Genomic DNA, 13,099 nt, shown 5'->3' with positions numbered 1-13,099 from the left:
GGCTTTCCCGCTGTTTCGTGGTCCCGGCGGGCCGCCGGAATTCCTGTTGCGGCGCAGCACCAGGATCGCCCAGGATGCTCAGGTGAGCACGACGGGGGAGGGCACGAGCGGCCCGCGCGGTCGCGGGTTCATGGCGCGCACGGGGGTGGCGCCATGAGCGCGCGCCTGCGCGGCATCGCCAAGGAGACCGAGCAGATCGTCGCGGCAGGCTCCTACCGCGCGCCGGACGGGCGCGAGGTGTCCATCGCCGCCGCCGTCCGCGCGGCCCGCGAGGGCACGCGGATGTACGGCCCCGACCCCGTCCCCGTGCCGGACAGGGCCCCGGTGACGACGTCGTTCGAGGTCACCGGGGAGAGCAGCCTGGAGGCGGCCCGCCGCCTCGGCGCCGGCACCGCCGTGCTGAACTTCGCCTCCGCCCGCAATCCCGGCGGCGGCTTCCTGAACGGCGCGCAGGCCCAGGAGGAAGCCCTGTGCCGCGCCTCGGCCCTCTACGCCTGCCTGCGGGCGGCGCCAGGCTTCTACGACCACCACCGCGCCCGGCGCGACCCGTTCTACACGGACCGTGTCATCCACGCGCCGGGCGTGCCCGTCTTCCGCGACGACCGGGGCCGGCTGCTCGCCGAGCCGTACACGGCGGGCTTCCTGACCGCCGCCGCGCCCAACGCGGGCGTCGTACGGCGTACGGTCCCGGAGCGCGCCGGCGAGCTGCCCCGCACGCTCGCCCTCCGCGCCGAGCGGGTGCTGGAGGTCGCCGCCGCGCACGGCTACCGGCGGCTGGTGCTCGGTGCCTGGGGCTGCGGCGTCTTCCAGAACGACCCGGCGCGGGTCGCGGAGGCGTTCCGGGGCCTGCTGGGACCGGGCGGACGGTTCGGCTCCGCGTTCGAGCGCGTGGTCTTCGGCGTCCTCGACCGCACCCCGGACGGCGCGACCCGAGCGGCGTTCGCCCGGGCCTTCCCGCCGGGGCGGGCCCAGGCGGGTCAGGTCCAGCCGTAGCGCTCGTGCAGCCGGCGCCGGACCAGGTCGAAGCGGCCCCGGTCCAGCGCGCACGCCTCCCGGCGCATCCCGTCCTCGTGCAGGCGCAGCACCCGGTCGACGCCCACCCAGGAGTCCCGGCCGGTGCGGTCCCAGGGGCCGCTGCCGATGGCCACCCACTCACGGTCGCCGTCGTGCCGCTTGCTGGACAGCTGCACCGCGAGGAACGTCCCGGCGGCCTCCCGCGCCACCACGAGCACCGGGCGGTCCTTGCCCCGGCCGTCGTTCTCCTCGAAGGGCACCCAGGTCCAGACGATCTCCCCGGGATCCGGGTCGCCGTCGTGCGCGGGCGAGTACTCGGTGCGCACCGTGCCGACGGCGCGCGGGTCGGCCTCGGTGGTGGCGGAACGGCCGTGCCGGCCCGGGACGTTCTCTTCGGTGTACGTGTTCACGCAGGCACCCTAGGGGGTGTCGTGCGATGCGCCTCCACAGGGTCAGCCGGCCGCGACCGGTGCCGTCTCGCCCTGCTGCGGGGGCCACAGTTCGTGCCAGCGCAGCTCCGACTCCAGCTGCGCGGCGAGGGAGATGAGCAGCGGCTCGCTGTGGGCCGGGCCGAGCAGCTGGCCGCCGACAGGCAGGGAGCCCACGAAGCCGGCGGGGACGTTGACACCGGGCCAGCCCAGCACGTTCCACGGCCACGCGTACGGGCAGGCGGCGATCATCGCCCGGTCGGTGGCGAAGCCGCCGAGCCCGGCCAGCGCGCCGATCCGGGGCGGGGGAGCGGCGGTCGTCGGCGCGAGGACGACGTCGTAGGTCTCGTAGAACCGGCCGATCCGGCGGTGCAGGACCGCCTCCGCGCGCCGGGCCGCCCGCAGCGGGGGCCCGCCGAGCAGCCGGCCCAGCCGGACGGCGCCGCGGGTGCGCGGGTCCAGGAGCGCGGGGGAGGGCACGTCGGCCGCCCACTCGGCGATCCCGGCCGTGGCGCGCGGCACGAACGTCAGCCCGATCCGGCCGTACGGCGGGTCGGCCTCCTCCACGTCATGGCCCAACGCGGCGAGCCGTGCGGCGAGTTCGACGACCTTGACCCGCACCTCGGGCTGGAGCCGGGCGGGCACCGCGGTGAACGGCGGCTTGAGGGAGAGCGCGATCCGCAGCCGGCCCGGGTCCCGGCCGACGGCGCCCGAGGCGTGGACGGCGGGCGGGCGGTGCGGGTCGCGCGGGTGGTTGCCGGCGGCCGCGTCCAGCAGCAGCGCCGCGTCGGCGACCGTGCGGGCGAGGGTGCCGTTGACGGTGATGCCCTTGAAGGACTCGCCGCGCGGCCAGGTGGAGATGCGCCCCCGCTGGGGCTTGATGCCGATCAGATGCGTCCAGGAGGCCGGGATGCGGACCGAGCCCGCGCCGTCCGAGCCCAGGGCCGCCGGCACCAGACCCGCCGCCACCGCCGCGGCCGACCCGCCGGAGGAGCCGCCCGGCGTGTGGTCCGGGTCCCAGGGGTTGCGGGTGGCGCCGAAGGCGGGCCCCTCCGTGAACGGCCACTGTCCCAGCTCGCAGGTGTTGGTCTTGCCGACGATCACCGCCCCGGCCGCGCGCAGCCGCCGTACCGCCTCCCCGTCCGCGGCGGCCGGCGGGAACTCGCCGCGGCAGCCGAACGCGGTGGGCTCGCCCGCCACGTCCATGTCGTCCTTGACCGCGATCGGCACACCGAGCAGCGGCAGCCGCTCGCCGGAGGCCAGCCGCTCGTCCGCCGCCCGGGCCTCCGCGAGGGCGGCCTCGGCCCGGACCACACGGAACGCGTTCAGCGACCCCTGCGTGGCCTCGATGCGCGCCAGCGCCTCGGTGACCAGAGCCCGCGAGGTCACCTCCCCGTCGGCCAGCGCGCGGGCGGACTCCACGAGACCTGCGGCACGGTCGGGCGTCATACGGGGCACCTCCGGGACGACGATGTCTACCGAACGGTAACCTCCGGCGGGCCGGGGCGAAACGTTTTCGCCCGGTGTGGCTCCCAGCACCTGGAAGCCGCACCGCCGCCCGCGCGGACGGGCCGTCAGCCCGCGACCGCGGCCACATACGGGGCCAGCTTGGCCGGATTCATGACCCACATCAGCCGTTCGATGCCGCGGTCCGAGACGTCCGCGCACAGCAGCGCCACCGGATGGTCACCGCGCCGCACGAGCACCGCGGGCCTGCCGTTGGCCTCCACCCAGCGCACCTGGGCGTCCGGCCAGAACCGCGGGGCGAAGGCCACGAGGTACCGGGCCACCCGCTCCCGCCCGGCGACCGGGATCCGGGACGCCCCGCGCATCCCGCCGCCGTCCGCGTAGCTGACGACGTCCTCGGCGAGGAGGTCCTCCAGCGCCGACAGCGCGCCGGTGCGCGCCGCCTCGAGGAACGTCTCCAGCAGACGGCGGTGCGCGCCGTCGCTCACCGGCTCCCGGCGCGCCGCCTTCAGGTGCTTGCGGGCGCGGCTCACCAGCTGACGGGTGTTCGGCTCGCTCGTCTCCAGGATCTCCGCGATCCGCCCGTACGGGTAGTCGAAGGCCTCCCGCAGCACATAGGCGGCGCGCTCCAGCGGGTTGAGCCGCTCCAGGAGCAGCAGGACGGCCAGGTCGACGGCCTCGGCCCGCTCCGCGCCCAGCTGCGGATCGGCACGGGTGTCGACCGGCTCCGGGAGCCACGGCCCCACGTACGTCTCCCGCCGTCTGCGGGCGGACTGGGTGGAGTTGACGGCCAGGCGGGTGGTGACGGTCGTCAGGAACGCGGCGGGTTCCCGGACGGCCGAGCGGTCGGTGCGCTGCCACCGCAGCCAGGTCTCCTGGAGGATGTCCTCGGCGTCCGCCACGCTGCCGAGCATGCGGTAGGCGATGCCGAAGAGCTGGGGGCGCGCCGCGACGAATTCCTTCATCGCGTGCTCGAGCGAGTCCCCGTCCACCCTGGCGCGGTCGAGGGATTCCCGGTCGTCCCCGTCGCCCATCGTGCCTCCCGTGCCGGACCACTCACCATGCTAGGTGTCCGTCCGCCGGGGCGCCCCGGCGGACGGACACCGGCGCAGGTCAGCCGAACATGCCCGGACGGTAGTCCCCGGCGGGCTGCCGGTTGACGACGTTGACGCGGTTGTAGGCGTTGATGAGGGCGATCAGCGAGATCAGCGCCACGAGTTGCTCCTCGTCGAAGTGCTTGGCGGCCCGCTCCCACGCCTCGTCGGTGACCCCGCCGGACGCGTCGGCGATCCGGGTGCCCTGCTCCGCCAGTTCGAGCGCGGCGCGCTCGGCCTCGGTGAAGACGGTGGCCTCCCGCCAGGCCGCGACCAGGTGGAGGCGCTGGGCGGTCTCGCCGGCGTGCGCGGCGTCCTTGGTGTGCATGTCGGTGCAGAAGCCGCAGCCGTTGATCTGGCTGGCGCGGATCTTCACCAGCTCCTGGACGGTGCCGGGCAGAGACGAGTCCGAGATCGCCTTTCCTGCGGAGTTGACGTGCTTGAGCACCTTGCCCGCCAGCGGGCTGCCGAAGAAGTCGAGACGCGGTTCCACGGTGAACTCCCAGAAGTAAGAGGGGATGCACCTCACTGACCGATCCGGCCCGCCGGATGTGACATGCGGGCCGTGTGGCCTGCGTCACCACGGCTGCCAGGGCCGTCACTTCACCGTCCGTCGCGCTCAACACCGGGCAGGGGCTGGTTACTTCGGCGAGCGAGCCGCCGCCCCCACGCGCCGTGATCCCTGATGTTGAACATGTGACGTATGTGCACTTGTGAGAAAAGATGCGCCTTCTGAGGTGATGTGGTCATCTGGGTTGTGGAGGCTATGGCTGACCCCAGAGGAGATGGTGATATGCCTTCCATGGACAAGGCGACCAAGGACACGACCGGCGTCCGCACGGACCTCGACGCGGCACTCGACCCCGCCGAGCCCGACGGAGTGTTCCGTGACAGCCGGGAGTGCGCCGCCCTGGCGCTGCTCTCCGCAGACAGCCAGCTGCTGCTGTCCCCGCCGACCCCGCGCCCGAAGAAGGGCTAGAGGACCGGCGAACCCGACAGGAGCACGCTGAATGGAGCAGTCAGGCACTTCGGCCCTCTTGCAGGGCGCGGTGCAGGACCTTGCGTCCGACGTGGTCTCCGCCCTCCGGGGCGGGGACCATGTGCGCATGTCCGGCACCTCCGCCATGGACGACGTCGAGGGCAGTCTCACCCTCGCGGCCGTGCGGGTACTGGGAGCGGATCTGCTCCTCCCGCACGTCCTCTTCCCCGCCCCGCCCGACCCCGAGGCGCTCGCCGCCTTCCGCCGCACGGCCGAGGCGTACCCGCCCCGCCCCGACGCCGGCCCGACCGTCCACTGGAGCCACTGGGCGATGCGCCGCACCCTCACGCGCCTCGGCTCCCCCTCGCCCGCACCACCCGGCACCGACGCCGGCGAACCCGGGACCGCCTGGCTGGAGACGGCCACCTGGCAGGCGCTGACCCATCAACTCGCCGTCCTGGCCGCCCTGGCCGTGCCCGGGGAGGACAGCGCGGTGGCCCGGGTGGCCCGCGGCAGGCCCGTGGACCTGGCCCGCGGCTTCGTCCGGGCGGTTCGCCGCCGGGACTGGCAGCAGGCGGCGGGAGCGGGACGCTGGCTCACCCTCGTCGACGGCGTGCCGGACACGCTCGGGCTGGAGGCGGGCCTGGACTTCGTGGAGCTGATGGGCGGCACCGATCCCCGGGTCGCGCTCCAGGTGCAGGCCGCGCGGGTCATGCGGGCGGCCGGAGCACTCGTATGACGGCGACGGACGTCGCGCGGATCCGGGAGGTGGGCGCCGCGGCGCTCGCCTGGCTGACCGCCCACCGCGACGAGTTCGCCCTCGGGGAGGGCGCGCTCGCCGTCGACGGCCAGGTCGACGCCACCTGGAAACCCCTCGGGGAACTGGCCCAGACCTGCGCGAGCGTGTGCGCGGGCACCCCGGCCGGCGACCCGCTGCACGAGGCCGCCGCCGGCCTGCTGCGGTTCGCCTGGCGCCAGACCGGCCAGGGGGAGCTGTTCCTGCGCCTCCAGCGCCTGGAGCCGTTCGCCACGTACCCCCTGGAGATCTACTCCGTCTTCGCCTCCGCCGGGTTGCGGCACCCCGGCTACGAGACGGCCGCCGCCACCACGGCCCGCACCCGCGGCTGGCGCCTGACGGAACAGGACCCGACCCGCCGGCTCGGCGTGCTCAAGGCCGAGCGGCGCGCCGGCATCCACCGGCCCGAGGACGCCGAGCGGGTCCTGCGGCACACCTGGCTGGGCGGCCTCCCGGAACCGTGGACGTTCGAGCGGTCCGCCGGGTACGCGCTCACCCACGTCGTCTTCCACCTCACCGACTGGGGCCGCGCCCCCGACGCCGTCCCCGCGGACCTGTCCGCCTACCTCGTCCACTGGCTGCCCGCCTGGCTCGACACCTGCCTCGACGCCGGGATGTGGGACCTGAGCTGCGAACTGCTCGTCGTCGCGGCGAGTCTGCCGGACCCGCCCGACCCCGGCGTCCTACGGGACGCCTGGCCCCTGATCGCCGACGCCCAGCGCGCCTCGGGCGCCCTCCCGCAGCAGGAGTACGGCGACGGCCGGGAGCCGGACTTCCTGCACTGCTACCACTCCACGCTCATGGCCGCCTTCGCCACCGCGCAGTGCCTCACCCGCCTGACCGCCGGGGCCGCCGCCGGCACCGGCGGACACCACCGGTACAGGGGACAAGGAGTGCCCGGATGACCGACACCCGTCTCATGCACACCGTCGGCGTCCGCGCCCTGGAGTGGCTGTGGGCCCACCGCGACGGCTTCCGCCTCGAACCCGACGCCGACCCCGAGATCGGCTTCCTCGACCGCTTCAAACCCGTCGGCGAACTCGCCCTGATCTGCCGGGTCCTGTTCCGGGAGGGCGTGGCCGGGTCCCGGCAGGCCGACCTGGCCCGCCGGCTCCTCGACCACTCCTGGCGCGAGACCCTGGACGGCGGCCGCATGCTGGCCCGCGGCCAGCGCGTCGAACCGCTGTCGCCCATCCCCTTCGAGGTGTACCTGCCGTACAAGGAACTCGGGTACACCGAGCCCGAGGTGGAGCGCGCGGTGCGCCTCTACCACCGGCTGGACAGCTGGTCGGCGCTCGAGGTGGACCCGAACCGGCGGCTCGGACTGGCCGCGTTCCAGCGCCGCTTCGGCCTCGCCCCGCGCACCCCCGAGGCGGACCTCGCGGGCGCCACCTGGCTGGGCCACACCCCCGAACCGTGGACCGTCAGCGGCCACATCGCCTACGACGTCACCCACACCGTGTTCCATCTGACCGAGTGGGGGGCGCGCCCCGAAGGGCTGCCGCCGCACATCGCCGACTACCTCACCACCTGGCTGCCCGTCTGGATCGACGACTGGCTGGACCTGGAGCGCTGGGACCTGCTCGGCGAACTCCTCGTCGTCGACACCTGCCTGCCCCGCCCCACCCTGGACGAGCGGGCCTGGGCGGGCTTCGCCGCCGCGCAGCAGGCCGACGGCGCCATGCCGGCCGTGCGGTCCATGCCCGAGGGCGACCCGGACGAGGTGTTCGACCTCGTGTACCACCCGACGCTGGTGGCCGCGTTCGCCTCGGTGCTGGCCACCTCCCGCGCCCTGACCGCCCTCACCCACGCCACCGCATGAGCGCCCCCGCGGCGCCCTGGCCGGGCGCGGCCGAGGACACCGTCCGGCGGGCCGCCGCCCCTCGCGGGGACCACGACGGCCTGACCGAACGGCTGGTGCGGGCCGTCGACGCCGTGGACGCCCCCGACGTCGTCTTCGCGGTGTCCCGCGACGGCCGCCGCACCCTCCACTGCGGGGGCACCGCTGTGTCCCCGGCGGTGCCCCGGCAGGACCTGCGCTACGAGATCGGCTCGGCCTCCAAGGCGTTCACCGGACTGCTGTTCGCGCGGCTCGTCGACAGTGGCCTGCTGACCGGGGGCGAACCCGCCGCGGCCTGTCTGCGACCGGGCCGCCCGGCCGGCGCCGACCCCGTGACCCTCGCCCACCTCGTCACGCACACCGGGGGACTGCCCGCCCTGCCGCCCGGCTTCCACCGCAGCGCGCTGCCCGCCTGGCGCACCAACCCCTACGGCCGCTACCCCGCCGAACGGGTCGTCGACGCCTTCCTGCGCCACCGCCCCCGGCACCGGCCCGGCACCCGCTGGCACTACTCCAACTTCGGCGTCGCCGTGCTCGGGCACGCGCTGGCCGCCGTGACCGGCACGCCGTGGGAGGAACTGCTCGCCGGACAAGTGCTGCGCCCGCTCGGCCTGAACGGCACCTCGACGCGTCCGCAGGACCCGACGACCGACGCGGCCGGGCACGCCAAGGACGGCCGCACCCCCACCCTCCCCTTCGACGCCGGCGGCTTCGACGCGGCCGGTGCCGTCCGGGCCACCCCACACGACCTGCTCACCTTCCTGGAGGCGCACCTCGACCCGGCCGGTTCCCCGGCGGCCGGCGCGCTGCGCGCGGTGCGCACCCCGGTGCTGCGGCGCGGCCGGGGACACGTCCACGAGCACACCGTGGCGTGGTTCCGGCACCCCACCGACGGCGGCCCGATGTACTTCCACAGCGGGGCCACCCTGGGCCAGCAGGCCTTCCTCGGGTTCCGTCCGGACAGCGGGACGGCGCTGGTCGCGGTGTGCACCCGCCGCTACCGGGCCCGCGACCCGTTCGTGCCCACGGCGTACGCGCTGCTCGCGGAGGACTGACGGAGGACCGACGCACCGCGGCCGGTGCGGGGCCCAGCCCCGCACCGGCCGACGTGCGTTCCGCTACACCCGCTGCCAGAGGGCGGGTGTGCCGTCCGGCGCCCACCGGGTCTGCGCCTGGTGGCTCTGGAGGCACTGGTAGCGCACACCGGCGACGGTCACCGTGCTGCCGGCCTCGTAGACACGGCCCGCCGCCCACTGGTCGTTCGCCGGCTCGTCCTGCGTGGCCTGCGTGCCCTTCTGCGCGGTCGCCGTCTTCAGGACCAGGCCGAAGTCGCTCAGGATGGGGTTGACCGGCTGGTAGTAGGTGGTGCCGCCGCTCGTGCAGTCGCCCGAGCCGCCCGAGGTCACGCCCTGGGCCTGCGACCCGGACAGGTAGGAGCCCCCGGAGTCCCCGGGTTCGGCGCAGACCGTGGTCCTGGTGACCCCGTCGACCGTGCCCTCGGAGTAGCGCACGCTCGTGTCGTGCTGCTGGATGGTCCCGCAGTGCCAGCCGGTGGTGGAGCCGGAGCGGCAGATCGACGCCCCGACGAGCGCCTGCACGGAGCCGGTCACCTGGGTCCGCTGCCCTCCCTCGCCCTTGACGTCGGCGGTGGCGGTCCAGTCGCTGTTCGCGGCCACCCACGACATGTCCTTGCCGGGGAACGTGGAGGCCTGGAACTCGCCCTGCGCGGACTGGTCGGCGCCCGTGGTCCTGTTCCCCGGCTGGCCGCAGTGGCCGGCGGAGACGAAGCCGTGCTGCTCGCCCTTGGTGACGGAGAACCCGATGGAGCAGCGGGCGGAGTTCTCGATGTAGTACGCCTCGCCGCCCACGATGTCCGCCAGTGGCCGGGGCCGCTCGGCCGACACGACGACGGCGACGCCGGCGTCCTGGGCGCCGGCGGCCTTGATGAACGAGGTGGCGGCCGTGCGCCGGGCCGCCTGCACGACGACCCGGTTCGACGGCAGGTCCACGAACCAGACCGTGGCGTCCTTGGTCGCGGCGCGCGCGGCGGCCTTGTCCAGCTTCTGCTTGACGGCCTGGAGGTCGGCGAGCGGCCGCTGCACGACGGCCGCCTTGGCGCCCTGCGCCTCGATGGCCGACACGTCCGAGGAGTGCGTCGTCGCCACGGTCAGCTCGGCGGCGGTCGACCCGGTCAGCCAGGCGCCGGCGAAGCGCTGCCCGAGGGAGAGGCGCAGCCGGCCCGCGCGCACCCCGGCCTCGGCCTCGTTGACCAGGCGCTCGGCCGCCTGGGCGGACGTCAGCTTCAGATCCCGCTCCAGGGCCCGCAGCACCTGGGCCGGGGGCCGGTCGGCGCCGACCGTCTGGGCGGCGGTGGACGCGGGCAGCGGCGCGGGAGGCGGAGCGGCCGCCGCGGCCGTGGTCATCGCGGTGACGGCGAGGACGCCGAGAGCGGTCAGGGCGGCGCGGCGGCCGTCCGTGGGTCTGCCGAGCATGCGTGAGTACCTCCATCGAGTTCGCTTGGGTCTGCGACCAAGGGAGGCCTTGACGAGAAGTGATCAGTAAATGTCAGAAAAGATGGTTTTTAGCGCTATGGAGGGGCGCGTCGGGAGTCATGTGCACCAGTGACCGCACCTCCTGCGGGCCCCCAGACTTTCATCGTTCGTTTTCTTGAGTCGTTCGTGTTTAGCGCGATAGGTTGTCGCCATGACCGCAGCCCCGACTCCGACCCCCGCCGAGGAGCTCCGTGGCGCCGGCCTGCGGGTGACCGCCGCGCGTGTCGCGCTGCTGGAAGCCGTCCGCGCCGGTGACCACCTCGGCGTCGAGGCCATCGCCTCCGGGGTGCGCGATCGCGTCGGTCATGTCTCCCTCCAGGCCGTGTACGAAGGGCTTCACGCCCTCACCGCGGCGGGACTCATACGTCGTATCGAACCGGCGGGCAGCCCCGCCCGGTTCGAGGGCCGCGTCGGTGACAACCACCACCACGTCGTCTGCCGCTCGTGCGGTGTCGTCGCCGACGTCGACTGCGGGGTCGGCGAGGCGCCCTGTCTGACCGCCGCCGACGACCACGGCTTCGCCATCGACGAGGCCGAGGTCATCTACTGGGGCCTGTGCCCCGACTGCTCCACCCCCACCGGTGCGCCCCGCGCACTGTGATTCACCTAGTCCGGAAGGTTTCCCATGGCTGAGAACTCCGATGCGATCGTCACCGACGCGAAGGCGGAGGGCACAGGCGGCTGCCCCGTCGCGCACGATCGCGCCCCCCACCCGACCCAGGGCGGCGGAAACCGCCAGTGGTGGCCAGAACGGCTCAACCTGAAGATCCTCGCCAAGGACCCGGTCGTCGCCAACCCGCTCGGCGCGGAGTTCGACTACCGCGCGGCGTTCGAGGCCCTCGACCTCGACGCCGTGAAGCGTGACATCGCCGAGGTCCTGACGAACTCGCAGGACTGGTGGCCCGCCGACTTCGGCAACTACGGCCCGCTGATGGTCCGTATGGCCTGGCACAGCGCCGGCACCTACCGCATCAGCGACGGCCGCGGCGGCGCCGGCCGCGGCCAGCAGCGCTTCGCCCCCCTGAACAGCTGGCCGGACAACGGCAACCTGGACAAGGCCCGCCGGCTGCTGTGGCCCGTCAAGAAGAAGTACGGCCAGTCCATCTCCTGGGCCGACCTCATGATCCTCACCGGTAACGTCGCCCTGGAGACCATGGGCTTCGAGACCTTCGGCTTCGGCGGCGGCCGCGCCGACGTCTGGGAGGCCGACGAGGACGTCTACTGGGGCCCCGAGACCACCTGGCTCGACGACAAGCGCTACAGCGGCGACCGCGAGCTGGAGAACCCGCTCGGCGCCGTCCAGATGGGCCTCATCTACGTCAACCCCGAGGGCCCCAACGGCAACCCGGACCCGATCGCCGCGGCCCGCGACATCCGTGAGACGTTCCGCCGCATGGCGATGAACGACGAGGAGACCGTCGCCCTCATCGCCGGTGGCCACACCTTCGGCAAGACCCACGGCGCCGGCCCGGCCGACGCCGTCGGCAACGACCCCGAGGCCGCCGCCATGGAGCAGCAGGGCCTCGGCTGGAAGTCCACGCACGGCACCGGCAAGGGCGGCGACGCGATCACGTCCGGCCTGGAGGTCACCTGGACCACCAAGCCGACCCAGTGGACCAACGACTTCTTCGACATCCTCTTCGGCTTCGAGTGGGAGCTCACCGAGTCCCCGGCCGGCGCCAAGCAGTGGGTGGCCAAGGACGCCGAGGCGATCATCCCCGACGCCCACGACCCGTCGAAGAAGCGTCTGCCCACGATGCTCACCACCGACCTGGCGCTGCGCTTCGACCCGATCTACGGCCCGATCTCGAAGCGCTTCCACGAGAACCCGCAGGAGTTCGCGGACGCCTTCGCCCGCGCCTGGTACAAGCTGACCCACCGCGACCTGGGCCCGAAGTCCCTGTACCTCGGCCCCGAGGTCCCCGCCGAGACGCTGCTGTGGCAGGACCCGCTGCCGGAGGCCGAGGGCGAGCCCATCGACGCGGGCGACGTCGAGGTCCTCAAGGCCAAGATCCTCGAGTCCGGCCTGACCGTCTCGCAGCTCGTCGGCACCGCCTGGGCGTCGGCCTCGACGTTCCGCGGCAGCGACAAGCGCGGCGGTGCCAACGGCGCCCGCATCCGCCTCGAGCCGCAGCGCGGCTGGGAGGTCAACGACCCCGACCAGCTCGCGCAGGTCCTGCGGGTCCTGGAGGGCATCCAGAGCGAGTTCAACACCGGCGCCAAGAAGGTCTCCCTCGCCGACCTGATCGTCCTCGGCGGTTCCGCGGCCGTGGAGAAGGCCGCCAAGGACGGCGGGTTCGACGTCCAGGTGCCGTTCACGGCGGGCCGCGTCGACGCGACGGAGGAGCACACCGACGTCGAGTCGTTCGCCGCGCTGGAGCCGTCGGCCGACGGGTTCCGCAACTACCTCGGCAAGGGCAACCGCCTGCCCGCCGAGTACCTGCTGCTGGACCGCGCCAACCTGCTCACGCTGAGCGCCCCCGAGATGACCGTCCTGGTCGGCGGTCTGCGGGTGCTGGGTGCCAACCACCAGCAGTCGCAGCTCGGCGTCTTCACCGACACCCCCGGCGCCCTGACCAACGACTTCTTCGTCAACCTGCTCGACATGGGCACCGAGTGGAAGTCGACGTCCTCGGACCAGACCACGTTCGAGGGCCGGGACGCCGCCACCGGTGAGCTGAAGTGGGCCGGCAGCCGCGCCGACCTGGTCTTCGGCTCCAACTCCGAGCTGCGCGCGCTCGCGGAGGTCTACGCCAGCGACGACGCCAAGGAGAAGTTCGTGAAGGACTTCGTCGACGCCTGGGTCAAGGTCATGAACCTCGACCGGTACGACCTGGTCTGATCGTCCGATCACTCCCGCGAGACGTGCGGGGCGCCCCCGCGGCCCCCCCGGCGTGTCGGATGTGGCCGCCCCAGTGGGGGGGCCCAC

13 protein-coding genes are annotated in these 13,099 nt (G+C 74.0%); 8 read left to right on the top strand and 5 right to left on the bottom strand.

The window, feature by feature from the left end; translation table 11 throughout:
- Positions 1 to 153: 153 nt before the first annotated feature.
- On the top strand, positions 154 to 993 hold the full coding sequence (locus ACFV46_RS29670; RefSeq protein WP_385500499.1) for a TIGR02452 family protein: 840 nt from the start codon (positions 154 to 156) through the stop codon (positions 991 to 993).
- Here the strand turns inward: ACFV46_RS29670 and ACFV46_RS29665 are convergent.
- From ACFV46_RS29665 to ACFV46_RS29650, 4 genes are all read right to left on the bottom strand, one after another.
- Positions 978 to 1,424 carry a type II toxin-antitoxin system PemK/MazF family toxin gene (locus ACFV46_RS29665; protein WP_361935334.1) on the bottom strand — a complete coding sequence of 149 codons (447 nt, stop codon included), beginning with the start codon at positions 1,422 to 1,424 and terminating at the stop codon, positions 978 to 980. The two genes, ACFV46_RS29670 and ACFV46_RS29665, sit on opposite strands and share 16 nt — an antisense overlap.
- 42 nt (positions 1,425 to 1,466) lie before the next feature.
- Positions 1,467 to 2,891, bottom strand: a complete 1,425-nt coding sequence (locus ACFV46_RS29660; protein WP_361935337.1) for an amidase — start codon at positions 2,889 to 2,891, stop codon at positions 1,467 to 1,469.
- Positions 2,892 to 3,016: 125 nt separating this feature from the next.
- Positions 3,017 to 3,943, bottom strand: a complete 927-nt coding sequence (locus ACFV46_RS29655) for an RNA polymerase sigma-70 factor (RefSeq protein WP_361935339.1) — start codon at positions 3,941 to 3,943, stop codon at positions 3,017 to 3,019.
- A 79-nt stretch (positions 3,944 to 4,022) separates the two neighbouring features.
- Positions 4,023 to 4,496, bottom strand: coding sequence for a carboxymuconolactone decarboxylase family protein (locus ACFV46_RS29650; protein WP_361935341.1), 474 nt, complete (start codon positions 4,494 to 4,496; stop codon positions 4,023 to 4,025).
- A gap of 300 nt (positions 4,497 to 4,796) precedes the next feature.
- Here ACFV46_RS29650 and ACFV46_RS29645 point away from each other — a divergent pair, with 300 nt between their 5' ends.
- The 5 genes from ACFV46_RS29645 to ACFV46_RS29625 are packed head-to-tail and all read left to right on the top strand — an operon-like array spanning position 4,797 to position 8,673.
- A complete protein-coding gene (locus ACFV46_RS29645; protein WP_361935404.1) occupies positions 4,797 to 4,982 on the top strand; it encodes a hypothetical protein in 186 nt (61 codons plus the stop codon).
- A gap of 31 nt (positions 4,983 to 5,013) precedes the next feature.
- On the top strand, positions 5,014 to 5,721 hold the full coding sequence (locus ACFV46_RS29640; protein ID WP_385500497.1) for a hypothetical protein: 708 nt from the start codon (positions 5,014 to 5,016) through the stop codon (positions 5,719 to 5,721).
- Positions 5,718 to 6,683 (top strand): DUF6895 family protein, encoded by a 966-nt coding sequence (locus ACFV46_RS29635; protein WP_385500496.1) that lies wholly within the window; start codon positions 5,718 to 5,720, stop codon positions 6,681 to 6,683. The genes ACFV46_RS29640 and ACFV46_RS29635 overlap by 4 nt, the downstream gene beginning before the upstream one ends.
- Positions 6,680 to 7,600, top strand: coding sequence for a DUF6895 family protein (locus ACFV46_RS29630; RefSeq protein ID WP_385500494.1), 921 nt, complete (start codon positions 6,680 to 6,682; stop codon positions 7,598 to 7,600). The genes ACFV46_RS29635 and ACFV46_RS29630 overlap by 4 nt, the downstream gene beginning before the upstream one ends.
- Positions 7,597 to 8,673 (top strand): serine hydrolase domain-containing protein, encoded by a 1,077-nt coding sequence (locus ACFV46_RS29625; RefSeq protein WP_385500492.1) that lies wholly within the window; start codon positions 7,597 to 7,599, stop codon positions 8,671 to 8,673. The genes ACFV46_RS29630 and ACFV46_RS29625 overlap by 4 nt, the downstream gene beginning before the upstream one ends.
- A gap of 63 nt (positions 8,674 to 8,736) precedes the next feature.
- Here ACFV46_RS29625 and ACFV46_RS29620 read toward each other — a convergent pair whose 3' ends face one another.
- Positions 8,737 to 10,110, bottom strand: a complete 1,374-nt coding sequence (locus ACFV46_RS29620; RefSeq protein ID WP_385500490.1) for an alpha-lytic protease prodomain-containing protein — start codon at positions 10,108 to 10,110, stop codon at positions 8,737 to 8,739.
- A 211-nt stretch (positions 10,111 to 10,321) separates the two neighbouring features.
- Between ACFV46_RS29620 and ACFV46_RS29615 the strand changes: the two genes are divergently transcribed.
- Together ACFV46_RS29615 and katG are read left to right on the top strand one after the other, a co-directional pair.
- Positions 10,322 to 10,771: a Fur family transcriptional regulator gene (locus ACFV46_RS29615; RefSeq protein ID WP_361935357.1), complete on the top strand. Its 450-nt coding sequence runs from the start codon at positions 10,322 to 10,324 to the stop codon at positions 10,769 to 10,771.
- Positions 10,772 to 10,795: 24 nt separating this feature from the next.
- The gene (gene katG, locus ACFV46_RS29610; protein WP_376727796.1) at positions 10,796 to 13,012 is read left to right on the top strand and encodes a catalase/peroxidase HPI; all 2,217 of its coding nucleotides are present in this window, start codon (positions 10,796 to 10,798) and stop codon (positions 13,010 to 13,012) included.
- The last annotated feature ends 87 nt before the right edge of the window (positions 13,013 to 13,099 follow it).

Source organism: Streptomyces sp. NPDC059852, assembly GCF_042731455.1.
Taxonomy (GTDB): Bacteria; Actinomycetota; Actinomycetes; order Streptomycetales; family Streptomycetaceae; genus Streptomyces.
Note: the sequence above shows the minus strand (reverse complement) of the source record. Positions and strands in the feature narration are given on the sequence as shown.

What these genes read in the sequence shown, in the direction of transcription:
- ACFV46_RS29670 (WP_385500499.1), top strand. Translation starts at nt 154, where the DNA reads ATGAGCGCGCGCCTGCGCGGCATCGCCAAGGAGACCGAGCAGATCGTC.
- ACFV46_RS29660 (WP_361935337.1), bottom strand. Translation starts at nt 2,891, where the DNA reads ATGACGCCCGACCGTGCCGCAGGTCTCGTGGAGTCCGCCCGCGCGCTG.
- ACFV46_RS29655 (WP_361935339.1), bottom strand. Translation starts at nt 3,943, where the DNA reads ATGGGCGACGGGGACGACCGGGAATCCCTCGACCGCGCCAGGGTGGAC.
- ACFV46_RS29645 (WP_361935404.1), top strand. Translation starts at nt 4,797, where the DNA reads ATGCCTTCCATGGACAAGGCGACCAAGGACACGACCGGCGTCCGCACG.
- ACFV46_RS29640 (WP_385500497.1), top strand. Translation starts at nt 5,014, where the DNA reads ATGGAGCAGTCAGGCACTTCGGCCCTCTTGCAGGGCGCGGTGCAGGAC.
- ACFV46_RS29635 (WP_385500496.1), top strand. Translation starts at nt 5,718, where the DNA reads ATGACGGCGACGGACGTCGCGCGGATCCGGGAGGTGGGCGCCGCGGCG.
- ACFV46_RS29630 (WP_385500494.1), top strand. Translation starts at nt 6,680, where the DNA reads ATGACCGACACCCGTCTCATGCACACCGTCGGCGTCCGCGCCCTGGAG.
- ACFV46_RS29625 (WP_385500492.1), top strand. Translation starts at nt 7,597, where the DNA reads ATGAGCGCCCCCGCGGCGCCCTGGCCGGGCGCGGCCGAGGACACCGTC.
- ACFV46_RS29620 (WP_385500490.1), bottom strand. Translation starts at nt 10,110, where the DNA reads ATGCTCGGCAGACCCACGGACGGCCGCCGCGCCGCCCTGACCGCTCTC.
- ACFV46_RS29615 (WP_361935357.1), top strand. Translation starts at nt 10,322, where the DNA reads ATGACCGCAGCCCCGACTCCGACCCCCGCCGAGGAGCTCCGTGGCGCC.
- katG (WP_376727796.1), top strand. Translation starts at nt 10,796, where the DNA reads ATGGCTGAGAACTCCGATGCGATCGTCACCGACGCGAAGGCGGAGGGC.